Annotated in this window: 24 protein-coding genes; 16 read left to right on the top strand and 8 right to left on the bottom strand. The window is 59.4% G+C overall.

Translation table 11 applies throughout. From position 1 onward, the window contains the following. The first annotated feature begins 4 nt into the window (after nt 1-4). The 5 genes from choW (at nt 5) to JZX87_RS17125 (ending at nt 4,788) form a co-directional block, all read left to right on the top strand. A complete protein-coding gene (gene choW / locus JZX87_RS17145; RefSeq protein ID WP_183685214.1) occupies nt 5-865 on the top strand; it encodes a choline ABC transporter permease subunit in 861 nt (286 codons plus the stop codon). Continuing rightward, nucleotides 862-1,935, top strand: a complete 1,074-nt coding sequence (gene choV, locus JZX87_RS17140) for a choline ABC transporter ATP-binding protein (protein WP_206826958.1) — start codon at nt 862-864, stop codon at nt 1,933-1,935. The genes choW and choV overlap by 4 nt, the downstream gene beginning before the upstream one ends. 132 nt (nt 1,936-2,067) lie before the next feature. Then, entirely contained in the window at nt 2,068-2,784 is a 717-nt protein-coding gene (locus tag JZX87_RS17135) for a HugZ family pyridoxamine 5'-phosphate oxidase (protein WP_183821341.1), read from the top strand. 128 nt (nt 2,785-2,912) lie between these two features. Next, nucleotides 2,913-3,233 (top strand): ArsR/SmtB family transcription factor, encoded by a 321-nt coding sequence (locus JZX87_RS17130; RefSeq protein ID WP_112456745.1) that lies wholly within the window; start codon nt 2,913-2,915, stop codon nt 3,231-3,233. Nucleotides 3,234-3,684: 451 nt separating this feature from the next. Then, complete coding sequence (locus tag JZX87_RS17125) at nt 3,685-4,788, top strand: branched-chain amino acid ABC transporter substrate-binding protein (RefSeq protein WP_206826957.1); 1,104 nt, start codon at nt 3,685-3,687, stop codon at nt 4,786-4,788. 97 nt (nt 4,789-4,885) lie between these two features. Here the strand turns inward: JZX87_RS17125 and JZX87_RS17120 are convergent, their stop codons facing one another. Next, complete coding sequence (locus JZX87_RS17120) at nt 4,886-5,347, bottom strand: Lrp/AsnC family transcriptional regulator (RefSeq protein WP_206826956.1); 462 nt, start codon at nt 5,345-5,347, stop codon at nt 4,886-4,888. A gap of 98 nt (nt 5,348-5,445) precedes the next feature. Here JZX87_RS17120 and JZX87_RS17115 point away from each other — a divergent pair, with 98 nt between their 5' ends. Together JZX87_RS17115 and ade are read left to right on the top strand one after the other, a co-directional pair. Then, the gene (locus JZX87_RS17115) at nt 5,446-6,405 is read left to right on the top strand and encodes a threonine ammonia-lyase (protein WP_206826955.1); all 960 of its coding nucleotides are present in this window, start codon (nt 5,446-5,448) and stop codon (nt 6,403-6,405) included. An 80-nt stretch (nt 6,406-6,485) separates the two neighbouring features. After that, complete coding sequence (ade, locus tag JZX87_RS17110; protein WP_206826954.1) at nt 6,486-8,180, top strand: adenine deaminase; 1,695 nt, start codon at nt 6,486-6,488, stop codon at nt 8,178-8,180. Between the two features lie 172 nt (nt 8,181-8,352). Here the strand turns inward: ade and JZX87_RS17105 are convergent, their stop codons facing one another. Continuing rightward, on the bottom strand, nt 8,353-9,195 hold the full coding sequence (locus tag JZX87_RS17105; protein ID WP_206826953.1) for an alpha/beta fold hydrolase: 843 nt from the start codon (nt 9,193-9,195) through the stop codon (nt 8,353-8,355). Between the two features lie 211 nt (nt 9,196-9,406). Here JZX87_RS17105 and JZX87_RS17100 point away from each other — a divergent pair, with 211 nt between their 5' ends. The 4 genes from JZX87_RS17100 (at nt 9,407) to JZX87_RS17085 (ending at nt 12,913) form a co-directional block, all read left to right on the top strand. After that, entirely contained in the window at nt 9,407-9,799 is a 393-nt protein-coding gene (locus JZX87_RS17100; RefSeq protein WP_206826951.1) for an ArsR/SmtB family transcription factor, read from the top strand. A 21-nt stretch (nt 9,800-9,820) separates the two neighbouring features. After that, nucleotides 9,821-10,354, top strand: a complete 534-nt coding sequence (locus JZX87_RS17095) for an SRPBCC family protein (RefSeq protein WP_206826949.1) — start codon at nt 9,821-9,823, stop codon at nt 10,352-10,354. Between the two features lie 151 nt (nt 10,355-10,505). Continuing rightward, a complete protein-coding gene (locus JZX87_RS17090; RefSeq protein WP_206826947.1) occupies nt 10,506-11,603 on the top strand; it encodes a carboxynorspermidine decarboxylase in 1,098 nt (365 codons plus the stop codon). 68 nt (nt 11,604-11,671) lie between these two features. Then, nucleotides 11,672-12,913, top strand: coding sequence for a saccharopine dehydrogenase family protein (locus JZX87_RS17085; RefSeq protein ID WP_206826945.1), 1,242 nt, complete (start codon nt 11,672-11,674; stop codon nt 12,911-12,913). 196 nt (nt 12,914-13,109) lie between these two features. Here JZX87_RS17085 and bglA read toward each other — a convergent pair whose 3' ends face one another. Then, entirely contained in the window at nt 13,110-14,768 is a 1,659-nt protein-coding gene (gene bglA / locus JZX87_RS17080) for a beta-galactosidase BglA (RefSeq protein WP_206826943.1), read from the bottom strand. Nucleotides 14,769-14,914: 146 nt separating this feature from the next. Here bglA and JZX87_RS17075 point away from each other — a divergent pair, with 146 nt between their 5' ends. Continuing rightward, nucleotides 14,915-15,829, top strand: a complete 915-nt coding sequence (locus JZX87_RS17075) for a sugar kinase (RefSeq protein WP_206826942.1) — start codon at nt 14,915-14,917, stop codon at nt 15,827-15,829. 27 nt (nt 15,830-15,856) lie between these two features. Here JZX87_RS17075 and JZX87_RS17070 read toward each other — a convergent pair whose 3' ends face one another. Continuing rightward, a complete protein-coding gene (locus JZX87_RS17070) occupies nt 15,857-16,420 on the bottom strand; it encodes a dual specificity protein phosphatase family protein (RefSeq protein ID WP_353654204.1) in 564 nt (187 codons plus the stop codon). A gap of 235 nt (nt 16,421-16,655) precedes the next feature. Between JZX87_RS17070 and JZX87_RS17065 the strand changes: the two genes are divergently transcribed. Continuing rightward, complete coding sequence (locus JZX87_RS17065) at nt 16,656-17,693, top strand: glycosyltransferase family 4 protein (RefSeq protein WP_206826940.1); 1,038 nt, start codon at nt 16,656-16,658, stop codon at nt 17,691-17,693. Between the two features lie 325 nt (nt 17,694-18,018). Here JZX87_RS17065 and der read toward each other — a convergent pair whose 3' ends face one another. Both der and JZX87_RS17055 read right to left on the bottom strand, forming a co-directional pair. Continuing rightward, entirely contained in the window at nt 18,019-19,446 is a 1,428-nt protein-coding gene (gene der / locus JZX87_RS17060) for a ribosome biogenesis GTPase Der (protein WP_206826939.1), read from the bottom strand. A 33-nt stretch (nt 19,447-19,479) separates the two neighbouring features. Continuing rightward, nucleotides 19,480-20,151 (bottom strand): tetratricopeptide repeat protein, encoded by a 672-nt coding sequence (locus tag JZX87_RS17055; protein WP_148145672.1) that lies wholly within the window; start codon nt 20,149-20,151, stop codon nt 19,480-19,482. 539 nt (nt 20,152-20,690) lie between these two features. On the opposite strand from JZX87_RS17055, the gene JZX87_RS17050 reads away from it, so the two are divergent. The 3 genes from JZX87_RS17050 (at nt 20,691) to JZX87_RS17040 (ending at nt 22,780) form a co-directional block, all read left to right on the top strand. Continuing rightward, nucleotides 20,691-21,173, top strand: a complete 483-nt coding sequence (locus tag JZX87_RS17050; RefSeq protein WP_206826938.1) for a hypothetical protein — start codon at nt 20,691-20,693, stop codon at nt 21,171-21,173. Between the two features lie 115 nt (nt 21,174-21,288). Next, the gene (locus JZX87_RS17045; RefSeq protein ID WP_206826937.1) at nt 21,289-22,293 is read left to right on the top strand and encodes a polysaccharide deacetylase family protein; all 1,005 of its coding nucleotides are present in this window, start codon (nt 21,289-21,291) and stop codon (nt 22,291-22,293) included. A gap of 127 nt (nt 22,294-22,420) precedes the next feature. After that, nucleotides 22,421-22,780, top strand: a complete 360-nt coding sequence (locus tag JZX87_RS17040) for a VanZ family protein (RefSeq protein ID WP_206826936.1) — start codon at nt 22,421-22,423, stop codon at nt 22,778-22,780. A gap of 435 nt (nt 22,781-23,215) precedes the next feature. Here JZX87_RS17040 and bacA read toward each other — a convergent pair whose 3' ends face one another. Both bacA and JZX87_RS17030 read right to left on the bottom strand, forming a co-directional pair. Beyond that, the gene (bacA, locus tag JZX87_RS17035) at nt 23,216-24,490 is read right to left on the bottom strand and encodes a bacteroid development protein BacA (protein WP_206826935.1); all 1,275 of its coding nucleotides are present in this window, start codon (nt 24,488-24,490) and stop codon (nt 23,216-23,218) included. A gap of 123 nt (nt 24,491-24,613) precedes the next feature. Continuing rightward, entirely contained in the window at nt 24,614-25,792 is a 1,179-nt protein-coding gene (locus JZX87_RS17030) for a YbfB/YjiJ family MFS transporter (RefSeq protein ID WP_286194811.1), read from the bottom strand. Nucleotides 25,793-25,943: the final 151 nt, after the last annotated feature.

The following is a 25,943-nucleotide window of genomic DNA, read 5'->3' as shown; positions in this document are numbered from 1 at the left end:
GGACGTGAACTGGCTACCCGACTGGCTCGTTGACTCGAGTGGAAAGCTGCGCCTGGGCAACTGGGCGAAAAATGCCGTCGACTGGCTGACGGGCAATGCAAGCTGGTTTTTCGACTGGCTGTCGCATATTCTGTCGAAGGTGATCGACGCGCTTCTGGCGGTGCTGCAATATCCGCACCCGTTTCTGCTCATCGCGATCTTCACCGCCCTTGCCTACGGCCTGCGCCGCTCATTCGGCGTCGCAGCCTTCACCTGTCTCGGCTTGTTGCTGATCTACAATCTCGGCTACTGGAAGGAAACGACAGAGACGCTGGCGCTCGTGCTGGCGGCCACCGTAGTCAGCATGGCGATCGGCATACCGCTCGGCATCGCAGCGGCACGGCGTGAATGGATTTATCAGGGCATGCGCCCGGTCCTCGACCTGATGCAGACCATCCCGACCTTCGTCTATCTCATCCCCGCACTCATCCTTTTCGGCCTCGGCATGGTGCCGGGCCTGATTGCCACCGTCATCTTCGCCATTCCCGCACCGATCCGGCTTACCCGCCTCGGCATCATTTCCACGCCGGGGGCGCTCACCGAAGCGGCCGTCGCATTCGGCGCCACATCCGGCCAGGTGCTGCGCAAGGTGGAACTCCCCTACGCGATGCCGCAGATCATGGCCGGGCTGACCCAGACCATCATGCTGTCCCTGTCCATGGTCGTCATTTCCGCGCTCGTCGGCGCAAACGGCCTCGGCGTTCCGGTCGTGCGGGCGCTTAATACGGTCAACATCGCCCGTGGCTTCGAAGCCGGGCTCTGCATCGTCATCCTCGCCATCATCCTCGATCGCCTATTCAAGAGCGGAAAGGCAGATGCGCCATGACCGTCAACTCGACCCGAGACTGCGTCACATTCAGTAATGTCGACATCGTGTTCGGCAACGAGCCTAAAGCCGCGCTGCCGCTGCTCGATGCTGGCCGAAGCCGCGACGAGATCAGTGCTCAGACCGGCATCGTCGTCGGCGTCTCGAATGCCTCCCTGTCGATCCGCGAAGGAGAAATCCTCGTCCTGATGGGGCTTTCCGGCTCTGGCAAGTCCACGCTTCTGCGCGCAGTCAATGGCCTTGCTCCCGTGGTGCGCGGCAACGTCAGCGTCGCGACACCCGCCGGCCCGGTCGATCCCTACAGGGCCAACGCCCGGACACTGCGCGAACTGCGCATGCACACGGTCTCCATGGTCTTCCAGCAGTTCGGACTTCTGCCGTGGCGGTCGGTTGCCGAAAATGTCGGCTTCGGCCTCGAACTTGCGGGTGTATCGGAAACGGAGCGCAAGCGGCGAATCGGCGAACAGCTTGAACTGGTCGGCCTCAGCCAATGGGCGGACCGGCGCGTCGGAGAGCTTTCAGGCGGCATGCAGCAGCGAGTCGGCCTAGCCCGTGCCTTCGCCACCGGCGCGCCCATCCTCCTGATGGACGAGCCCTTTTCGGCGCTGGATCCCCTGATCCGCACGAAACTTCAGGATGAATTGCTGGAATTCCAGCACAGGTTGAAAAAGACGATCCTTTTCGTCAGCCATGACCTCGACGAAGCCTTCCGCATCGGCAATCGCATCGCCATCATGGAAGGCGGCCAGATCATCCAGTGCGGCACGCCGCAGGAAATTGTCCGCGATCCGGCTGATGATTACGTCGCCGATTTCGTCCGCCACATGAACCCGATCAGCATGCTGACGGCGGGCGACATCATGACGAAAGGCGTCTCGGCCGCGACAAGCGCGGTCCCGATCTCCGCTTCCGCCTCTCCGGATACGCCTCTCATCGACATCATGGATGGGCTGGCTCGTCAGCGCGGCACCATCGCCATCGTTGATAACGGCAGCGTGGTCGGCTCGATAACCGCCGATGATGTTGTCACCGGCCTCACACGGCATCGGCTGCGCGACAACCGTGGATAGATGAACGTTAACCGCAAGTAGATGGTGCGCAAACTTGACGCGGCAAGGCCTCTTTTGCGGCAGCGAATTAAATGATATGAAAATAAAGCATTATCAAAATTCAAACCTCGAAATTCAACCAGAGAGTGACGGATGGCCGAACAGGCCCAGTTATTGCGCCCGACAGATGACGAGGCACGCGAGCTTGCTCGCACGCTTCTGCGCAGTGCACGCTACATGTCACTCGGTGTTCTTGATCCGGTAACCGGCTTTCCATCCGTGAGCAGGGCGCTGACCGCCATCGATCTCGATGGTGTTCCGGTCGTGCTCGTTTCTGCCCTCTCGGGCCACACCAAAGGCCTGAAGGACGATTCTCGTTGCTCGCTGCTTGCAGGCGAACCGGGTAAGGGTGATCCGCTGGCCCATGCCCGTATTACCGTTTTCTGCGAGGCCCAGCCGGTTGCCAGGGACAGCGTAATCCATCAAAGGATTCGCGCGCGTTTCCTGAGACGCCATGCCAAGGCGCAACTCTACGTCGATTTTCCTGATTTCAGGTTTTACCGATTGGTTCCCGTTCAAGCGTCGCTGAACGGAGGCTTCGGGCGCGCCTATGCATTGGGTGGCGAAGATTTGCTTTTTCCGCTCTCGGCAGACGAATCATCGTGGCTGAAACTGCAGAACGAACTGGCAGAAAAGCCTTTGGAAGCTGCGAATTTTGCGCATCGCCTGGGGCTTGGAGACAAGAATTGGAGATTCGGATTGGTTGATCCCGCCGGGATTGACCTCGTTTCGAGCGATGTACTCGTCCGGCACGAGTTTCAGCATCGACTAGACTTGCCGGAAGACGTCATACATTATATCTGCAAATAAACTAAAATGTAGCTTGAACTACCCGAAATTTAGGGGATGTACAAATTCCGCCTGTGCCGCCTAACATCACCGGATAAGAATATTTGGTGAATTGCGCGGCCACTTTGGAGACGAGGTGAAGAGAACTTATGGATAAGGTAGCACTTTCTGAGCATTCAAACGCAGCAGCGGGCCTGCTGTCGGCAATGGCCAACCCCAAGCGGCTGATGATTCTCTGCTGCCTGGTTAAGGGAGAGGTGGCAGTGGGTGCACTGGCGACGCGCGTCGGCTTGAGCCAGTCTGCCTTGTCACAGCATCTCTCAAAGCTTCGCGCACAAAAGCTGGTAAAGACCAGGCGCGACGCACAGACGATCTATTATTCCAGTTCTTCGGAATCTGTGCTGAAGATCCTCGACAGTCTTGAGGACATCTACATTGCCGCCGAGCGGAAAACCTCCGCAGCTGCATAATCCTTTTGGATCGGTCTAAAAAAATGCCCGGGCAACACCCGGGCTTTTTTGCTTTTGTGCATCAAAATCGCCAACAAGGGATTGTCTGATTGATATCGAATACACCGGGCATCGCTTGATCTCCGGCGTCGCTTCGTGGCGAGATCCAACAGCGCCCTGCGAGTAGTGCTGAATTTGCAGACGCAGGTCATCCCCGCATCTCTTCAACCTCGCCTTGAAATATCCCCACCGAAGTGTCGCAGTTTCGGTTATCTTCTTGCGCGACGGCCTCAAGATTTCTACAAAAATTGCTGCCGGATGCGCGAGCCAAACATGGCCGCGCTGAGGCCGAGGTTTTGTACGTCCAATCCTGCACGCCGCGTTTGCGGCTGCGGCAGGACGCGCCGAACGTCGTGAACGGCGGCCAGGGAGGCCCGCCAAAGAATTCTGCCGATGCCCCAAGGAGACAGACATGACATTGAAGACAATCACGGCAGCACTTGCTGCCTCGCTGGCCTTTGCGCCGATAGCTCATGCCGACATCACCATCGGCCTCATCGCACCGCTGACCGGCCCGGTCGCCGCTTACGGTGATCAGGTCAAGAATGGCGCGCAGACGGCCGTTGACGACATCAACAAGGCAGGCGGCATTCTTGGCGAAAAGGTCGTGCTGAAACTGGCCGACGACGCCGGCGAACCGAAGCAGGGCGTCTCCGCCGCCAACCAGATCGTCGGCGAAGGCATTCACTTCGTCGTCGGCCCGGTCACCTCGGGCGTTTCCATTCCCGTTTCCGACGTCCTTGCCGAAAACGGCATACTCATGGTCACCCCGACCGCAACCGCGCCGGATCTCACCAAGCGTGACCTCGCAAACGTTCTGCGCACCTGCGGCCGCGATGACCAGCAGGCCGAAGTTGCCGCCAAATACGTGCTCGACAAGCTCAAGGACAAGCGCGTCGCCATCATCAACGACAAGGGCGCTTACGGTAAGGGCCTCGCAGACGCCTTCAAGGCAACCCTGAACGCAGGCGGCACCACCGAAGTGGTCAACGAAGCCGTTACCCCCGGCGACAAGGATTTCGGCGCGCTGACCGCCCGCCTGAAGTCGGAAAAAGTCGATGTGATCTATTTTGGCGGCTACCATCCGGAAGGCGGACTTCTGGCCCGCCAGCTGCGTGATCTCTCGCTCAATGCCCAGATCATCGGCGGCGACGGCCTGTCGAACTCCGAATACTGGACGATCGGCAACGAAGCGGCAGCCGGCACGCTGTTTACCAACGCATCCGACGCCCTGAAGAGCCCGGATTCGAAGGCCGCAGCAGATTCGCTCGCCGCGAAGAACATCCCGGCCGAAGCCTTCACGCTGAATGCCTACGCCGCTGTCCAGGTCATCAAGGCCGGCATCGAAAAGGCAAAGACCGCCGAAGACGTAGAAGCCGTGACCGCAGCCCTGAAGGACGGCTCCGCCATCCCGACCGCCATCGGCCAGCTCACCTACGGCGAAACCGGCGACCTCACCTCGCAGAGCTTCTCGCTCTACAAGTGGGAAGGCGGCAAGATCGTCGCCGCCGAGTAATCGTATCCGAAAAAACAGTCAGCGGGCGCCTTCGGGCGCCCGTTTTCGTTTGGGGTTCATCACCGCCACAGGGAAACCCCATCAGCCCGCTGCGACATCACTCCACCGGCACGACCAGCCCGCGTTTCAGCGTCTTCAGCACCACGCTGGTGGTGAATTTGCGGATATTCGGATTGAGCTCCATCATCCGGTCGGCCAGCGCATCGAAGTGATCCACCGACTGAGCAAGAATCACAAGCGTATAATCCCCTCGCCCGGACGTGCCCCAAGCCTCCTGCACCTCCGGCGTCTCCGCCACCCAGCGCTGGAAAGGCGGCAGAAGCTCGGGCCGATCACGCTCCAGTTCCACCTCGACCAGCATCGAAACCGCACCGCCGACTTTCTTCGGATCGACAATCGAAACATCGCGCAGGATCACCTTGTCCTCGCGCAGCTTCTGCAGCCGCCTTTGTGCCGAGGACGGCGACAGCCCGACATGCTCGGCGAGCTCGCTCAGCGTGATGGTAGCGTCCTGCTGCATCAGCCTGAGGATATTGCGGTCCGCCTTGGTCAACGCCATGGGTAATTTTCCCATCTCAAATCGCTAATCGGGAGATATTTCCGCATGCTCCGATATCTTCAGGAATAACGCCAGCTTTTCCTTGCCATGCTTTTGAAATGACTCAACAACAGCTCGCTCCCTCCGCCGACGGCATTCTGGCCGCCTTCCGCGCCATTGATCCGGTTTTTACCAACAGCCCGCTGATCGAACAGCAGCCGGCCAATGCCGAACTCGGCCTGCGGCCCTTCGCCAAGGTGGAAACGCTCAACCCTATCCGCTCCTTCAAGGGCCGCGGCACCGACTGGTGGATGCAGAGCGAGCAGCCTAGCGATCATCCGGTCGTTTCCGCCTCGGCCGGCAATTTCGGCCAGGGCCTCGCTTATGCCGGCCGCGCCCGCGGTCGCAAGGTGGTGATCTTCTCCGCCACCACTGCCAATCCCGGCAAGGTGGAGGCTATGCGCCGGCTCGGAGCGGAAGTGCGGCTCGAAGGTGATGATTTCGATGCCGCCAAGGCCGCCGCCCGCGCCTACGCCGACATACACGGCTGCCCTTTCGTCGAAGACGGCGCCCTGCGCACCATCGCCGAAGGTGCCGGCACGATCGCGCTGGAAATCACCGAGCGCCTGTCGCAAGACAAGATCACTCTCGACGCAATCATCGTCCCGCTCGGCAACGGCGCATTACTGACCGGCATCGGCACCTGGATCAGGGCCAAGGCACCGGCCTGCAAAGTGATCGGCATCGTCGCTTCCAATGCGCCGGCAATGAAACAGTCGTGGGAAACCGGCCGGCTCGTCTCGACAGAAACGGCCGATACCGCCGCCGACGGCATCGCCGTGCGCGAATGCGTCGCCTATGCGCTGGATTGCATGAAGACGACCGTCGATGAGGTCTGGGCAGTCAGCGAGGAGGCGATCCGCAGCGCGCGAGCTCTCTCTCTCACCCATTACGGCCTCGTCGTCGAAGAGGCAGGCGTTGCCGGCCTTGCAGGCCTGATCGAGAACGGCGTCAGCCTCAAGGGAAAGACCGTCGCCACGATACTCTGCGGCGGCAATGTCAGGGTCACTGCGCCATAAACAGGGTATTTCCGGTTCCCTCTCCCCGTTTTCACATTGAAGGGCTAAGTAGGGGGAATCGAAACTGCCAGGAGCACCCCATGACCACGCGCCTCGAAACCCTCATCGATCAGGGCACCGGCCGCGAGCCCGCGGATATCGTGCTGAAAGGCGGCAAATTCTTCGATCTCGTCACCGGTGAGCTTGTCGCCTCAGACATCGCCATCTGCGGCGATCGTATTGTCGGCACTTGCGGCGATTACACCGGCAAGACCGAGATCGACATTTCCGGAAAGATCGTCGTCCCCGGCTTCATCGATACGCATCTGCATATCGAAAGCTCTCTCGTCACGCCCCACGAATTCGACCGTTGCGTCCTGCCCTATGGCGTGACGACCGCGATCTGCGACCCGCACGAGATCGCCAATGTCATCGGTGAAGAAGGCATCCGCTATTTCCTCGATTCATCTCTCGAAACGATCATGGATATCCGCGTCCAGCTTTCCTCCTGCGTACCAGCCACGCATCTGGAGACGGCCGGCGCCGATCTGCCGATCGAAAAGCTTCTGCCCTTCCGCGATCACCCGAAGGTCATCGGCCTTGCCGAATTCATGAATTTTCCGGGCGTCATCCATAAGGATCCAATCTGCCTCGCCAAGCTCGATGCCTTTTACGGCGATCACATCGACGGCCACGCCCCGCTGCTGCGTGGAAATGATCTGAACGGCTATCTTGCCGCCGGCATCCGCACCGAACACGAGAGCACCACCGCCGAAGAAGCGCTCGAAAAGATCCGCAAAGGCATGCACGTGCTTGTCCGCGAAGGCTCGGTCTCCAAGGATCTCGAAGCCCTGATGCCGATCATCACCGAGCGCTTGTCGCCCTATCTGGCGCTTTGCACCGACGACCGCAATCCGCTCGATATCGCCGAACAGGGCCATCTCGACTACATGATCCGCACAGCGATCAAGGCGGGCGTCGAACCGCTTGCAATCTATCGCGCCGCCTCGATCTCGGCAGCAAAAGCCTTTGGCCTCACCGATCGCGGCCTCGTCGCGCCCGGCTGGCGCGCCGATCTCGTCATTGTCGACACGCTCGAAAACTGCAAGGCAGAGATCGTTTTCTCCGCCGGCCGCCGCGTGACCGACGAACTCTTCGCCACCCGCAAGCCGATCGCCCCGGTCGGCCTTGACAGCGTCAAGGCGCGTCCCGTCCAGGCCATGCAGTTCGGCGTCCCCTATTCGGAATCGGAAACCCCGGTCATCGGCGTCATGCCCGGAAAAATCATCACCGAACACCGCCGCTACCGCCTTCCCGCCGCCGGCAACCAGGCGGGCGTCGATCTTGACCGCGACATCATCAAGGTCGCCGTCATCGAGCGCCACGGCAAGAACGGCAACCACGCCAACGGCTTCGTTCAGGGCTTTGGGCTGAAAAAGGGCGCGATCGCCTCCACAGTCGGCCATGACAGCCACAATATCTGCGTCGTCGGCGTCTCCGAAGACGACATGGCGCTCGCCGCCAACCGGCTGGGAGAAATCAACGGCGGCTTCGTCGTCGTCGAGGACGGCAAGGTGACGGGAGAGATCGCGCTTCCCATCGCCGGACTGATGAGCCTCGAACCGTATGAGTGGGTTCGCGACACGCTGCACGACTTGAGAAAACACGCCTATGCCCTTGGAACGACTCTGGAAGAGCCATTCCTGCAGGTCGCATTTCTGCCACTGCCGGTCATCCCGCACCTGAAGATTTCGGATATGGGTATGGTGGATGTCGACAAGTTCCAGCTGATTTGAGGGGCCCAAATTCGCCTCACCCAAAGCCCCTCATCCGCCTGCCGGCACCTTCTCCCCGCAAGCGGGGAGAAGGACACCAGCCGCAACCTCAGTGCCGAAATCGGCCACGTCCCCTCTCCCCGTCATTACGGGGAGAGGGTTAGGGTGAGGGGCAAACCACAGCAACGTCCGCCTACCCCTTAAAAAACGCCAGCAGATCGGCATTGATGATATCCGCATGCGTCGTCGCCATACCATGCGGCAGCCCGTCATAGACTTTCAGCACCCCGTTCTTCAGAAGCTTGGACGAGAGCGGCGCGGAATCCTCGAATGGCACGATCTGGTCATCCGTCCCGTGCATCACCAGCACCGGCACATCGATCACCTTGAGGTCTTCCGTAAAATCCGTCTCCGAAAACGCCTTGATGCAGTCGTAATGGGCTTTGGTGCCGCCCATCATGCCCTGCCGCCACCAGTTGCGGATCACCCCTTCGGAAACCTCCGCTCCCGGCCGGTTATAGCCGTAGAAAGGGCCGGTCGGGATATCGAGGAAGAACTGCGCCCGGTTCGCCGCCTGCGCCTTGCGGAACCCGTCGAACACTTCGAGCGGCAACCCGCCGGGGTTCTTGTCGCTTTTCACCATGATCGGCGGCACCGCCCCGATCAGTACTGCCTTGGCAACACGCCCCTGCGGCTGGCCGAACTTGGCGACATAGCGCGTCACCTCCCCGCCTCCAGTCGAATGGCCGACATGGATTGCGCCCTTCAAGTCGAGATGCGCCGCAAGTTCCGCCATGTCGGCGGCATAGGTGTCCATCTCGTTACCGGTTGCCGTCTGGCTGGAACGCCCGTGCCCGCGCCGGTCATGCGCGATCACTCGATATCCCTCGTGAAGGAAGAACAGCATCTGCGCATCCCAGTCATCGGCGGACAACGGCCAGCCATGATGGAAGACGATCGGCTGGGCGTCCTTCGATCCCCAGTCCTTGTAAAAGATCTGCGTGCCGTCCTTGGTGGTGATGAAACTGCTGCTCATGATTTTCCCTCAAGTTGATCTGGCAAAATGCATGCGAAGTCTTTTATTGCGGCACGTGGCTGTCCCAGCCCCCGGCGCGGCGTCACGATATGACGGCTTGTCGCGTTTGGGAATTGGTACAAAGGGCTGAAATGCGAACTCACTTCCCCCACTTCGCAAATATTAAACCAATCGGTTGACAATCAAAATAAAGAGGCACACATTCAACCACATGATTGAATTACACACTCACGAAATCGACATCGTCTTCCATGCGCTGAGCGACGCCACCCGTCGCCATATGCTGCGCGAGTTGACGCGAGGCGAACGCACGGTCGGGCAGCTGGCAGAACCGCACGCCATGTCGCTTGCGGCCGCATCGAAACATATCAAGGTGCTGGAAGGCGCCGGTCTGGTGCGGCGGGAAATCCAGGGCCGCACCCATCTCTGCCGGCTTGATCCCGGTCCGCTCGCCACCGCACATGAATGGCTCTCTTTCTACGAACATTTCTGGACGACTCGTCTGGATGCGCTGGAGCACCTGCTGAAGCAGGACGACGCTCGCAAGGCCGCAGCCGATCAAAACGCCAAGATGCCCCCATCGAAACCTGGAAATGACACCTGAATCAAAACTGGGAGAAGACCGATGAACAGCATGAATCTATTGGAAAAATATGGAACCGTGACGGCACCTGCCGAGATCACCATTCAGCGTAAGTTGCCCGGCCCGATCGAGCGGATCTGGGATTACCTGACCGATAGCGACCTGCGCCGCCAATGGCTTGCCTCGGGCATCATGCCGGAAACAGCCGGCGGCACGTTCGAACTCGTCTGGCGTAACGATGAATTGACCGATGGAGCGGAGGCACGCCCGGAAGGTTTTCCGGAAGAACAGCGGATGACCAGCGATATCCTCCTCTTCGATGCCCCCCACCGCCTGGCCTTCACCTGGCCGCCCCGCGGCGAAGTGGCGATCGAGTTGAAGGCGATAGGTTCGGACGTCCTTCTCACCCTCGTCCACAAGCGCATTTCTGACCGCAAAAACATGACCATGGTCGGCGCCGGCTGGCACATGCATCTCGATATTCTTGCCGCCAAAGCCTCCGGCCGCAAACCGGAACCTTTCTGGCAGGGCTGGCTGAAACTGCGTGAGGAATACGAACGGCTTATCCCCGAATGAAACGTAGAAATTCGAAAACACCGCGCCCCGCAGCCTCGCTGCGGGGCTTTTCTTTACCCCGAAAAGCCATGGGGTCTTGAAGATGTCATCTACGTCAGGCAATAGGCCCCTTCAAGTTTTAGAAGAACCGTAAGAAGGCCGATCACGCGAAATGCTGCAGACTCCCTACTACCTCATCGACAAGTCCAAGCTGCTCCAGAACATGGAACGGATTGCCACTGTGCGTGAGAAGTCGGGCGCCAAGGCATTGCTGGCGCTGAAATGCTTCGCCACCTGGTCCGTCTTCGATTTCATGCGCGACTACATGGACGGCACGACCTCCTCGTCGCTCAACGAAGTCCGCCTCGGCCACGAACGTTTCGGCAAGGAAACCCACGCCTATTCCGTCGCCTATGCCGATTACGAGATCGACGAGGTCGTGTCGCACGCCGACAAGATCATCTTCAACTCGATCGGCCAGCTGCAGCGGTTCGAGAGCCAGTCCTCCGGCATCACCCGCGGCCTGCGCCTCAACCCCGGCGTATCATCATCGTCCTTTGACCTCGCCGATCCGGCCCGCCCCTTCTCGCGCCTTGGCGAATGGGATCTAAAAAAGGTCGAGCCGGTCATGGACATGATCACCGGCTTCATGATCCACAACAACTGCGAGAACAAGGATTTTGCCCTGTTCGACCGCATGCTCGGCGATATCGAACAGAAGTTCGCACCGCTCCTGAAAAAGGCCGAATGGGTCTCGCTCGGCGGCGGCATCCATTTCACCGGCGACGACTACCCGGTCGACCAGTTTGCCGAACGCCTCAAGCGTTTTTCGGGCGAATATGGCGTCCAGGTCTATCTGGAGCCGGGCGAAGCCTCGATCACCAGATCGACGACGCTGGAAACCACCGTCCTCGACACGCTTTACAACGGCAAGAACCTTGTCGTGGTGGATAGTTCCATCGAAGCGCACATGCTGGATCTCCTGATCTATCGTGAGAATGCCAAGGTTCACCCCAACCAGGGACCCCATCGTGCGATGGTCTGCGGCAAGTCATGCCTTGCCGGAGACATCTTCGGGGAATTCGATTTCCCCGAAGAAGTAAAGGTCGGCGACCGCATCTCGTTCCAGGATGCTGCCGGCTACACGATGGTCAAGAAAAACTGGTTTAACGGCGTGAAAATGCCGGCAATCGCCATCCGGGAACTGGATGGCAGCCTCAGGACGGTCCGTGAGTTTGACTACACGGACTACGAACAGAGCCTTTCCTGATTATCCGGGCTCGAGGAGCCCTCAGGACAAGACTTTCTGACGATTGGACGCAAGGAGTGGTCCCCAGAATGAAAAAGAACGTGCTCATCATCGGCGCCGGCGGCGTCGCACAGGTCGTTGCCCACAAGTGTGCGCAGAACAACGATGTCCTTGGTGACATCCATATCGCATCGCGCACCAAGTCGAAATGCGACGCCATCATCGCTTCGGTTCACGAAAAGAAGGCGATGAAGCAGGAAGGCGTGCTCGAAGGTCACGCGCTCGACGCGCTCGACATTGAAGCCACCAAGGCCCTGATCGAGAAGACCGGCAGCCAGATCGTCATCAACGTCGGCACCGCCTTCTTGAACATGTCGGTCTTACGCGCCTGCATGGATACCGGCGTCGCCTATATCGACACCGCCATCCACGAAGAGCCGAACAAGATCTGCGAGACCCCGCCGTGGTACGGTAACTACGAGTGGAAGCGCGCTGCTGAGTGCGAGGAAAAGGGCATCACCGCCATCCTCGGCGCCGGTTTCGATCCGGGCGTCGTCAACGCCTATGCGCGTCTGGCCAAGGACGAATATCTCGACACCGTCACCGACGTCGATATCGTCGACATCAATGCCGGCAGCCACGGCAAATATTTCGCCACCAACTTCGACCCGGAAATCAACTTTCGCGAATTCACCGGCGTGGTTTACTCGTGGCAGGGCGGCGAATGGAACGTCAACAAGATGTTCGAAATCGGCAAGGACTACGACCTGCCGGTCGTCGGCACGCGTCGCGCCTATCTCTGCGGCCATGACGAAGTGCATTCGCTGGCCAAGAACATGGACGGCGCCGACGTGCGCTTCTGGATGGGCTTTGGTGATCACTACATCAACGTCTTCACCGTCCTGAAGAACATCGGCCTGCTCTCCGAACAGCCGGTCAAGCTGGCCGACGGTTCCGAAGTCGTGCCGCTCAAGGTCGTAAAAGCCTGCCTGCCCGACCCGTCGTCGCTGGCACCGGAATACGAAGGCAAGACCTGCATCGGTGACTTCGTCAAGGGTACGAAGGACGGCAAGGAACGCACGGTGTTCATCTACAACGTCGCCGACCACAAGGAAGCCTTCAACGAAGTCGGCAGCCAGGGCATTTCCTACACCGCAGGCGTTCCGCCGGTCGCAGCAGCGATGCTCGTCGCCACCGGCGAATGGGACGTAAAGAAGATGGCAAACGTCGAAGAACTGGCACCGCGCCCGTTCCTCAACATCCTGAACAAGATCGGCCTGCAGACCTGCATCCGCGACGAACAGGGCGAGCGCGAACTGCATTTCGATTGAGATGCAGGCGTTGTTTACATGCTGAATTAAAGAAAGGCCCGCGAGCGATCGCGGGCCTTTCCATTTGATAGGTCGTCATCCTCGGGCTTGTCCCGAGGATCTACTGCCGTCCCAGTTCTGGTGATACGGTCAGATCCTCAGGACAAGCCCGAGGATAAGAGCGTGGCAAACTGGCGCCCGCCTTCCAAGTTAGCCTTCAAACCCGTGCGCAGAACACGTCCACTGCATCCAGCACCACCGCCTCGTTCTCCAGCCGCGACACAAAACCCGGCATGTCCAGCGGCGTCACGGAAGCGAACCGTGCCGGCAGCGTGAACTTCTGCCTCTCGCGTGTCAGGTTGAACACGAACAACAGCCGCTCCCCGTCCTTCTCGCGTGTGAAGGCCAGCAGATCCTGGTTGGTCTCGATGAACGCCATGTCGCCATCGACGAGCGACGCATGCGCCTTGCGGAAGGCGAGCGTCGCCCGGTAGTGAGCGAGCACGGATGTCGCCAGCCTCTCCTGCACATCGACCGCGCGGGCGGCATGCTCATTCGGCACCGGCAACCATGTCGTGGAACCCTCGGTAAAGCCCGCATGAGGAGCCTTTGCCTCCCACACCATCGGCGTACGGCATCCGTCGCGGCCCTTGAAGGCCGGCCAGAAGCGGATGCCATAGGGATCGCGCAGATCCTCGAAGGCAAGCTCCGCTTCGGTCAGCCCCAGTTCCTCGCCCTGATATAGGCAGATCGAACCGCGCAAGACCGAAATCAGGCTGATCGACAGCTTGGCGACCCGATCCTGTTCCTCAGGCGTCTCGATGAAACGGGTGACGTGACGGATGACATCGTGATTGGAAAAAGCCCAGCAGACCCAGCCTTCGCTCACCGTGTCCGCCACCGTCGTCATGATCTTGCGGATGTAACCCGCATCGAAGGCAGGGCCCAGAAAGTCGAACGTGTAGCACATATGCAGCTTGTCGCTGCCGGTCGTATATTCCGCAAGGGTTTTCAGCGAGCGCGGTCCATCACCCACCTCACCCACGGTCATCCGGTCATCATAGGTATCGAGCAATGCCCGAAGCCGCTTCAGGAAAGCGATATTTTCCGGCTGCGTCTTGTCGTAGAGATGGTTCTGCATCGAATACGGATTGGTATCGGTCTCCATGCCCGCGCCATCGGTGTCATAGACCATCGGCGGGTTGTTCCGCAGTTGCTTGTCGTGGAAATAATAGTTCACCGTATCGAGCCGGAACCCGTCCACCCGACGATCGAGCCAGAATTTCACCGTATCCAGCAGCGCGTCCTGAACCTCGGGATTGTGGAAGTTGAGATCCGGCTGCGAAATCAGGAAATTATGCATGTAATATTGCTTGCGCACGCCATCCCATTCCCAGCCCGGCCCGCCGAAGATGGAGAGCCAGTTGGTCGGCGCGGTCCCATCCGGCTTCGGGTCGGCCCAGACGAACCAGTCGGCTTTGGGATTGGTGCGACTGGTGCGGCTTTCGATGAACCACGGATGCCGGTCGGATGTGTGGGAGATTACCTGGTCGATGATGACCTTCAGGCCCAGCCGGTGCGCTTCGTCGATCATCTCGTCGAAATCGGCAAGTGTGCCGAACATCGGGTCGACATTGCAATAATCGGAAACGTCATAGCCCATATCGGCCATCGGCGAGGTGAAGAAGGGCGACAGCCAGATTGCATCGACGCCAAGCGAGGCGACATGGGCCAGACGCCGGGTAATGCCCTTGATATCGCCTAGTCCGTCGCCGGTCGTGTCCTGGAATGAACGCGGATAGATCTGGTAGATCACCGCCCCGCGCCACCAGTCCGTGCCTGCGCCTACGGCTTTCTTCTGCACTTCCGTCGCCATACGATCATGCTCCCTTATGCGATGTTCCAGCCCCAACCTAGAGCCCCTGCGACAAAAGACAACGCGTATTGAGCCCCCCGCACGGACTTGTCAGACACGGTGCGAAAGCTTATGCGACCACAGGACTTTACCGGAGGGACGATATTTTGGCAGGCAGACTTCTTTCTATTGGCGAATGCATGGTGGAACTGTCGCAGGCGGGTGAAGGCCTGCTGCGCAAGGGCTTTGCCGGCGATACGTTGAACACGGCCTGGTATGCCCGCGCCTGCTTCCCTTCAGACTGGTCGATCGACTATTTCACCGCAGTCGGCGATGATCCGATGTCGAATGAAATGCTCGCCATGATGGACGGCGCCGGTATCGGCACCAGCCAGATCCTGCGCATTGCTGGCAAGACGCCCGGTCTCTACCTCATCACATTGAAGGACGGCGAGCGCACCTTCAGCTACTGGCGCGACACGGCTGCAGCAAAGAAGCTGGCCGACGACGCCGATCACCTGCGTGCCGCGATGGAGAGTGCTCAGATCATCTATTTCTCCGGCATCACGCTCGGCATTCTGGCACCGGAAGCAGTCGATACGCTTCTCGCGGAGGCCCGCCGAGCCAAGGCGTCCGGCAAGACGGTCGTCTTCGACCCGAACATTCGCCCGCGCCTGTGGCCAAACAAGAACCATATGCTGAAGACGATCGAAGACGGCGCCCGCGCCTCGACGCTCGTATTGCCGAGCTTCGACGATGAAGCCGTTCATTTCGGCGACAAGGATGTGGCCGCAACGATTGCCCGCTACAAGGCACTGGGTGTCGAGAACGTCGTGGTCAAGGATGGCCCAGGTGGTGTTACGCTGGCATTCGGTTCCACGCCCGTCGACCACGTCCCGTCGGTCAAGGTCGACAAGGTCGTCGACACGACAAGCGCCGGCGACAGCTTCAACGGCGGTTTTCTGGCCAGTCTCGCCAAGGGCGGCACACCGGCAGAAGCAGCCGCTTATGGTGCCGCTGTCGCATCCACCGTCATCTGCCATCACGGCGCACTGATCAGCCCGGATCTGCTGCCGAAGTAACGAAGACCAATAGAGAAGAAGAGACGGTCAGAAACCGATCGTCTCTTCGAACTCGTCCCAGGACTGGTACATCGCATAACGGCCGATGCCGCGGATCGGGATATGCCCGTAATAGGGTGAAAGCTGCAGTTCGGAGAAAAGCTCGCTACGCTTGGCAACCGCACCGACATAGATTGCCGATGCAAGCCCGGTGCGGTTGGCGCCGTGTTCGCAGTGTATCAGGATCGGCTTTTCTGCCGTCCTCATGATTTCGGCCAGCCGTTCGCTCTGTTCGACCGGCACGAATTTTCCGGAGCTTAGCGGAAAATCGATCAGCGTAACGCCGTTCTCTTCGGCCGACGCCTTCTCTTCCTCATACCAATCCCCGCGGCGCTCATTGCGCAAGTTTATGATCGTCTTGACGCCGTATCGCGTCGCCGCCTTGTCGATCTGCGCGTCACCCGGCTGGCCCGAGCGGTAAAGCTCGCCCGGAATGACTTCATGGAAATTACCGATCATCTGGTTGACGCCCATATGGATGCCGATAGCGGCAATCGGGGCGATAAGAACGGCAGCGGCAATCTTGATCGAACGCAGGGTCACTGAAGTCACTCACAACATCATATGCCGCTGAGATAAGACTTCATCTGCAGCACTGCAAACACGAAATGACGGTCCGCATCATTTAACCAGATGAGAAGGCGATGAGGAGCCCCATGCAACGACCTTCGGGGCATGCTTCATCCGCCTGTCATGAACTTTGCCGATAGAGGGCTGTAACCGCATCCTTTCGCGCGAGTCGCCAAGGAAGCGACCACCGGATCGGCAACGAGGCTTTGGGCCACGCATGACCAGAATTACCATCGTGACAGATGCATGGTACCCGCAGGTAAACGGCGTCGTCCGCTCGATCGAGAACACCAACCGCGAACTGACCCGCATGGGCGTCGAGGTGGTCATGGTCACGCCGAAGGATTTTCACAATATCCCCTGCCCCACCTATCCAGAAATCCGGCTTTCGGTCACCACCTTTGCGCAGGTCGCTGGCGCAATCGAAAAGACCCTGCCGACCGCCGTCCATATCGCCACCGAAGGGCCACTCGGCCTAATGGCCCGCCGCTGGTGCCTGAAGAACGGCATGCCTTTCTCGACCAGCTACCACACCCGCTTTCCCGAATATGTGGCAGCCCGCTTTCCTGTTCCTATCCGCTGGATGCAGGCCTTTGTCCGCTGGTTCCACAATGCCGGCAATGGCTGCATGGTCGCGACCGCGAGCCTCGAGCGCGAACTATCAAGGATAGGCATCCGCAATCTCCTGCGCTGGAGCCGTGGCATCGACCAGACCACGTTTCACCCGATGAACCTTGAGGAACGTCCCTTCGATCTCCCTCGCCCCATTTTCCTGACCGTCGGTCGCGTTGCGGTCGAAAAAAACCTCCCCGCCTTTCTCGATCTCGACCTGCCCGGCTCAAAAGTCGTGGTCGGTGATGGCCCGGCGCTCGCGGACCTGAAGAGACGTTATCCGAACGTGCTTTTCACCGGCATGAAGACCGGTGAGGATCTGGCCCGCGCCTATGCCCAGGCAGACGTCTTCGTTTTCCCGTCAAAGACCGACACGTTCGGCAACACCATTCTCGAAGCGCTGGCGAGCGGCGTTCCCGTCGCAGCCTATCCGGTCATGGGACCGGTCGACATTATCGAGCAAGGTTCCGGCGCAGGTGCGCTGGATGACGATCTCAAGGCCGCATGCCTGAGAGCACTCGGTTGCCGTCGCGAGGACGCAAGCCGGCTTGCCCGCAGCTACACCTGGGAAGCGGCCTCGAAACAGTTTCTCGGCAATGTCCTCAAAGCCCAGGCCAACCGCGCGTTGCCCGCAGCAGAATGAATTGCCATCATCGCAGATGCGATAGGCACTTCAACGAGTTTTAGGATTACAGCGGTTCAGCCGCCATTCCCGTCACGCTGGCGAAAATAGAAAACGCTGCCGACACCAAGACAGATAGCCGCGACGAGACCCACAGCAATCATGATGATCCTCCCGATCATGAATCGGCGCTGCAAGGCAGCCCGATCGAAATCCGGCTTGCAGGTCCTCCAACCGCACAAGCCAGAGATGCAGTGCATCACGATTTACTAAAAAGTGCAAGCTGACGTCCTGATGGTTGACCTCAGCGATATCGGGAGCGGTTCAGATCCGCCAGTGAAGAAGCTTAGCGCTTCTTCCTGCGGTTCTCGAACGGGTTGTCACCTGCCTTGAAATGGATGCGGATCGGTACGCCCGGCATCTGGAAATCATTGCGCAATCCGTTGATCATGTAGCGGATATAGCTTTCCGGCAAAGCATCTGGACGTGTACAGGACACCATGAAGGCCGGCGGGCGCGCCTTAACCTGGGTCATGTATTTCAGCTTCAGACGGCGGCCGGAAACTGCCGGTGGCGGATGCTGGACCTGCGTTCCTTCCAGCCATTTATTGAGCTTGGCCGTCGAGATGCGCTTGTTCCAAACCTTGTCAGTGGCGACGATTTCCTGCATCAGCTTGTCGAGGCCATAGCCCGTCTGGCCGGAAATCGGCACGGCACGCAGGCCGCGCGCCTGCGGCAAGAGCCGTTCGGTCTTTTCGCGCAACTCGGCCAGAACCGCCTGCGGATCTTCGATCAGGTCCCATTTATTGAACGCGAGCACGGCGGCACGGCCTTCGCGCAAAACGAGGTCGGCGAGCTGCAGGTCCTGTTTTTCGAACGGGATCGTCGCATCGAAGACGATGACGACGGTTTCGGCAAAGCGGATCGACCGAAGTGAATCTGCGACGGACAGCTTTTCGAGTTTTTCAGTCACCCGCGCCTTGCGACGCATCCCGGCGGTATCGAACATCTTGATCGTGCGGCCACGCCAGTCCCATTCGACCGAGATCGAATCGCGCGTAATACCCGCCTCCGGCCCGGTCAGAAGCCGGTCTTCCCCGAGAAAACGGTTGATCAGCGTCGACTTGCCGGCATTCGGTCGGCCGATAATAGCGACGCGCAGCGGCTTGGTCTCGTCATATTCCGCGTCATCGTCAGCTTCGTCGCCGAGAACCGAATCGCGGACGTCGACATCCGTGATCGCCTCATCATCGTCACTGTCTTCCGGGAACGCCCGTTCCTTGCCGATCGCCTCGACGATCGCGTCACGCAGGTCGATCATGCCCTGGCCGTGTTCGGCCGAGATCGGAACCGGCTCGCCAAGGCCGAGCGTGAAGGCATCGTAAAAGCCGCCATCCGATCCCTTGGCTTCGGACTTGTTGGCAACCAGCACGACCGGCTTGCCGGAGCGGCGCAGCAGCTCGCCAAAAGTCTTGTCGAGCGGTGTCAGTCCGGACTTGGCATCGACGACGAACAGCGTCAGATCCGCCTCGTCGATCGCGGCTTCCGTCTGGGCGCGCATGCGGCCTTCGAGCGTATCGGCACCGGCCTCTTCCAGACCGGCCGTATCGATGATGGTGAAACGCAGGTCAACGAGCTTCGCATCGCCCGGACGACGGTCGCGGGTAACACCCGGCGTGTCATCGACAAGCGCCAGCTTCTTGCCAACCAGACGGTTGAAAAGCGTGGACTTGCCGACATTCGGACGTCCAACGATGGCGACGGTGAAGCTCATAGTGTTTTCCTCAAGCCCTTATCCGCAACGGAATTAGGGCGCCTTGCCGGTGGCGGCGATATTGTCGAGCATGATTTGCGCGCGGTTGACAACATTGCGAGGTGCGCCCGCATCGTTTACGATTTGCTGGAACCACTGCTTGGCCTGCGGCATGTTTCCGGCCTTGTAGGCGGAAAGGCCGAGCGCTTCGCGTGCGGAATTGGCCAGAACATGGCCCTGCGCCGAAAGGATTTCCGCTTCGGCCGCAACCTGCTCGTAAGTGCCGGTATCGACCAGAATGAAGGCGGCGCGCATCTTGGCGAGATCGCGGACAGCCTGTGGCGCTGCATTGTCGTTTCCAACTTGGCGGTAGATCTCGACGGCAGCAGCTGCATCACCCTTCGCCTGCTGCACGGAAGCTGCGCGCATCTTTGCGAGTACCGGATAGGCGCCCGTGCCATCCTTCTCGATTGCAGCGAGGGCTGAAAGCGCCTCGTCGTTCTTGCCTTCCGAAGCAAGCGTCAGAGCCGCGATGAAGCGGTCGCCAGACTGCGAAGAGGCATGGTTGTCCCAATATTCATAACCGCGCCAGGCAGCCGTACCGATGACGATCGCCACCGCGACACCAATCGCGATCCGGCCGTAACGCCTCCAGGCGTTCTTCAACTGGTCTGAGCGAAGCTCTTCGTTCACTTCACGGAAAAAACTGTCGTCGTTATGCGCCATCGAAGTCTCCGGCCCGCGTCAAGGGGCCAATCCTGGGTCGGTCGTCCGGCCAAAGCTCCGCCTGAGGCAAACAATTGGTCGGGAAAGCGCCTTCTAGCCTATTTTCCTTAGGATGTAAGGCCCCCCATGCAAAACGAGAGAGCTTATTGAAGCAACGCACTGATAAAGCTCGAAACCCACCGATCACGGACGCGTTACTCTGCCCCTTGCCGCCACAATCAATTAGCGTATGCTTTCGAAGGCGAAATTTCGCGCAATGACATGCATCTCTGGACATGACGGCCAGTGTTTAGCTCTTATTGCCGCCTTCGTGCCGACAGACTGCATCTCGTCATTGCGATCGCTCAGAGGAGACTCGGGAGGTCGGCTCGATGCAAAGAGTTTACGCAGCTCTGGCTTTTGCCACACTGGCAATGTTTATGTGTCCACTATCTGCAGAGGCCGGAGATTGGTTAGATTGGCAGTGGTACGGCATCACCGGCCCCTGTGACGATAAGTGTGCCGTTATGGTTTTCGGGGGCAAGTTTGTCGAAACACCCATGGAGGACATCTTTCTCCGAGGTGATCTCTCCCCTTTCAACTGGGATTACGGCGACAGCGGTTTCATCGGCCTGTCCACATCCCGTACGGTCGCGAGCTTCTGGCGGGAACGTTTTGCGATCGAAACCGAACTCGGTGTCGGCAAGCGGTTTGGCAGCATGCACGAATCCGAAGTGTGGGCGGCCCTGTTTCTCCGCTACAGCGATTTCCCCTGGAACGATTACATCTACACGACCATAGCTGCCTCCACCGGCCTCAACTACGCCAGCGGTATTTCGCAGGAGGAAAAGGCCCGCGCAGGCAATGATCGTGGCGACCGGCTGCTGCATTATCTCGCCCCGGAAATCACCTTCGCATTACCTGAGAACAAGTCGAGAGAGCTTGTCATCCGCTTTCATCATCGGTCCGGTGGCTATGGTTTGGTCAGCGATGCAGATGGCGGCGTCCAGTATTTGACGATCGGGCTTCGGCTGCGGTTCTGATGCCGTTGATTGCTGATAAGCGGCATCCTCTGTGTAGGCAATCAAAGCTTCGCCTTATTCGCTGGTCAAGAGCACTCGGATATTGCCAGTTCATTCGTAGAATCAGGAAATAGTGATGCGTCTTCGACCCTTGGCCACCCTGCTTGCCGCCCTCACCTTATCGACAGGTGCAATGGCGCAAGATGTGGGGCAAAGGCCAAAGCAGTTGCTGATGATCTCCTTTGACGGCGCGGGCTCGAATGCCCTTTGGCAGCGTAGCCGCGATTTTGCCCGCAACAACAATGCCCATTTCACCTATTTTCTTTCCTGCACGCTGGTCATCCCACGCGCAGACAAGGCCCGGTATCAGGGGCCGGACAAAAAAGCCGGCCGCTCCAATATCGGTTTTGCCCAAGATATTCCCGAGGCCAAGGAACGTCTCGGCCATATCTGGCAGGCGCATCAGGAAGGCCACGACATATCGAGCCACACCTGCGGCCATTTCGACGGCAAGGACTGGTCCGAGGCCGAATGGCGGCACGAGATGACCAGTTTCCACGACGTGATGACCAACGCATGGAAGGCGATCGGCGCATCGTCCGACGAGCCCCAGGGCTGGCGCGAGTTCATCGACAACGACATTCGCGGTTTCCGCGCGCCCTATTTCTCCACCAGCACTGGCATGACGGAGGCGGAGAAGAAGACGGGCTTCCAGTATGACGCAAGCCTCGTCACCAAGGGACCAATGATGCCGGAGACCAAAGGCGACCTTATCCGCTTCGGCCTGCCGCTGATCCCCGAAGGTCCGCAGCAGAGGCCGATCATCGCCATGGACTACAATCTCTTCGTCCGCCACTCGGCCGGCATCGACAATCCCAGCCGCTCGGCCGAGTTCGAGGAACGTGCCTATTCCGCCTTCCGCGCCGCATTCGACAAGCAGTATGACGGAGATCGCATTCCCATGCAGATCGGCCTGCATTTCGTCGAGATGAATGCCGGCGCCTATTGGCGGGCGATGGAACGGCTCGCCTCGGAAGTCTGCAACAAGGCCGATGTCGCCTGCGTCAGCTATACGGAAGCGATCCGTATGCTGGGTGAGCGCCATTCGTCACCGGCAAACGCCAGCAATTCCGCCGGATAATCGCTATTTGCTGCACTGCCGCAAAATTGCCGCTCACGCGATATTTATCTCTTGTCCCTAGTCTCGGTAGCTTACGCCGCTTCCGACCACCTCCTGCGCACGGTATTACAATTCCATGACACGACTGATGACGTCACGCCTGATCAAGCTTCTGCCATGGCTGGCGCTCGCGGCCATCATCTTTGCAACGGTCTCGCCGATACGCCTGCGCCCGCAGGATTTCGCCTCGGTGGACATCGATCGCGCTGGTGCATTTGCCGCCATGGCGCTGCTTTTCATGCTGGCCTACCCGCGGCAATGGCTACTTTGCTGCATCCTCGTCATCCTCGGCGCCGGAGGCATCGAACTGCTGCAATACCTGTCGCCGACCCGGCATGCCCATCTCGATGATGCCGTGGTCAAGGCCGCAGGCGCTGCTATCGGCTGCCTGATGGGCTGGACGCTCAACCGCATGATCGCCCGTTTTCGCGCACCCGTCGCGGCCTGACCAATCTTCCACCCAACCGTGGACAAATGCCGCGATCAGGCGTTCCGGCATTCCAAATTCCAATCGCTTACGTCTTTTTCATCCCCGCCTTGTCCCCGCCCCCAAAACCGGCGCGATAATCGGCCCGTCATCGGATGGGAAACCGGGAACGCGAACCGGCCTCCTCAACGGGTTCGAAGAGCCAGGTTCCGGTGATGGTCGCGGACGGTGTGAGCGGAGAGCCTGACAAGCCCTCCAAAAGCCATCGGAAGCGGTCGGGGCAGGCAAAACCTGAAACACCCAATGCAATCGAATATCTGCCTGCCTCATTCCCAACACGGGCAGATCGCACCGGCCACTCTCGATCATCAGGCCAACGCGATCCCCGAAACGCAGAACCGCGCCGGATCGACAAATCCGGCGCGGCCAAAACTGCGTGCTTTCTATGACGGAGGATCATGTCGGCTTGTTCGCCGCCATCTCGCCACCTTCGGCTTCGCGCATCAGATAGCGCTGGTCGATAGCGGGCAAGTCCCCGTCATAGATGACCGCTTCAAACGCTTTCAGACGCTTGTAGATGGACATCAGCTCAACGATCGTTGTCCAGGAATTGATGAGATACTGGAACGAGCCGCGCACCTGATCGAAAACATTGCCGATCTGGGTGAACACACCAAGCGTCACCTTGCCAGCAGCGATCGACGGGATCAGCACGAAGAGGCTGTAGATATTGTCAGCCTGCAGATAAAATATGCGGGCGATATTGAAATAGAGATAGTGGAAGTAAAGCCGGAAATAGTTCTTGCGAACATTGGCGAAGAGTTGGGCAACCGTTGCCGGCTCTGCACGGTCTTCATGGTCTTCCCCGTAAACCAGCTCCTTGCGATAGGCGGCTTCCACGCGCTGATTGCGGAACTCCAGACCTGGTAGCTTGATCCCGACAAGAGCCAGAAAACCCGTTCCGAACAGCGACCAGAGGATTGCCGCCCATACCAATGCATGAGGGATCTCGCCGACGATCGGCAGTTCCGTGATGGTTTCCGAGAAGGTGAACAGCACCGGAAGAAAGGCGATCAGCGTCATGATCGCGCGGACGAAACCTACACCGAGGCTCTCCACGGTCGAGGAAAAGCGCATCGTGTCTTCCTGAACGCGCTGCGAAGCACCTTCGATATGGCGCAGCTTGGTCCAGTTGGCCATGTAGAATTCGTTCATCGCCGTGCGCCAGCGAAAGATGTAATGGCTGACGAAGAACAGGTTGAGCACACCGACCGTGACGGCAAGGAAAAGAATGCCGGCAACCCCCAAGAGACCCACGTAGAGCTGCTCTGCCGTAACCGGAGCGGTCTTTGCCAGCGCCTGCTGAATGAGGTCGTAATAGGGTCCGTACCAGGCATTGAGCGCAACGCTGACCTGCACAGAAAAATAGGTTGCGAAAATGATCAGTGCACTGCCGAGAATGGACCAGTTCTGCCAGCGGTGAGGTGCATAGACAAACCAGAAGGCTGCAAAAAGCGCGGTCGCAACGGCGTAGTAGATATAGAACCACAAGAACGGCCGGGACCAGAACAGAGCAATGCCGATAGGCGGGGTAGTTCCTTCAGGAGCAGCCAAACCGAGATATGCGCCCAACTGGGAACCGCCTGCATACCAGGAGAGGATGCAGAGCAATGACCAGGCGGCCGCGGAAATGAAGAAAAACTTCGGGCGGGGAAAGAAGGAATGGAACACGGAGCGGATGCTTTCCTGAGTTCGGAGCTGCGGGGTGCGGTGTTAGGGCGCGAAATTATGGCAATCGCGTGGATGCGGCAATGGCCGCACCGCTTTGTTACGCATTTGTAACCACGTTCCTACTCAAGGAATACGTTTCGCCACGATTGCCGCCAGCACGACGCAGACGACGAGCACGCCCGTCGCGATCAGCGTCGGAAGCGCGAAACTGCCGCTCTTCTCAGCAGCCCAGCCGGCCACCAGCGGGCCGACGATCTGCCCGACGCCGAAAGCCGCCGTCATTGCGGCAAGCGCCCGGCGCGGGCTTTCAGGCGCAAGCTTGCCGCCCAGCTGCAACCCGTAGGCGGTAATCACCATGAAGGTTGCGCCGAGCAGCAATCCGCCAAACAGCGCACCGGCGGTCGGTGGCAGAAGAACCGAACAGACGACACCGATAGCAAGCACCGTCATCGCCACCGTGTAGGATCTGGCAAGCCCGGCACGGACTGCCAGCGGATGCCAGACGAGAAGTGACACGGCAGCGGCACAGCCGGTCACGAACCATGCAAGAAATTCGATCACCGGCCCCGCATCGCCCTGCCTTGCGATCGTCACTAGGAATGTCGCGGTAATCACATAACCGAAGCCGAACAGGCCATAGGATGTCGTCAGCAGCACCAGCGGCAGCTTCCATCTGAGCGCAGGCTCCACCCGACGCTCCGTCATGCCATGCGGGCGCGGCAGCATCCATTGCACGACAAGCACCGCCGCAAGCGTGATCGCGGCACCCGCCAGCCAGTTGATCCGCCAGCCATGCGCCGCATCACCCGCCGATGTATTGACGATCAGCGCCAGCGCCGAGGACAGTGCTATCCCCGCCCCCACCCCGCCGAAATGCAGGAAATTCACGACATGCCCTCGGCTGCCGCAGTTGCGTGCAAAGGGAAGCACGATCGACGAGGTCAGGATCATCGCCAGCGCGCTTGCCAGCCCCGCGAGGAAGCGGATGACGACGAATGCCGGCACCGATGTGGTGAGAGCCATCGCCGCCAGCAGGATCGCGGTCGCCATCAGCGAGGACAAAGCGATCACTCGTTCGCGCCCGGCCGCCCAGCCCTGCCCCGCCAAAATCGCGCCGGCCAGATATCCGGCAAAATTGCCCGCGGCGATATAACCCGCATCGGCCGACGAAATCGGAATCCCTGCAATCATGCCCGGCAGGACCGGAGTGTAGAAGAAGCGGCCGAAGCCCATGGCCGCGGCCATGGCGATTGCGCCGGAAAGGCCGACGAGACGAAGGTTCAAGCGAGGGGTCGTGTCCATGGCCTGCTTATGGCAGCGCAACATAGGCCGCACAAATCAGCATTATTCATCGTTGTCGGAATATTTTGAATGATTCTACGCGAAAAGCAGGTGCAGTAACGAATTGGTGCGCCGCATGCGGTCATTTGTCTTGTTGTTGACACGAATGATC

This window comes from Agrobacterium sp. Ap1, assembly GCF_017313375.1.
GTDB classification, from domain to species: domain Bacteria; phylum Pseudomonadota; class Alphaproteobacteria; order Rhizobiales; family Rhizobiaceae; genus Neorhizobium; species Neorhizobium cellulosilyticum.
This window is presented reverse-complemented; position numbering and strand designations above follow the sequence as displayed.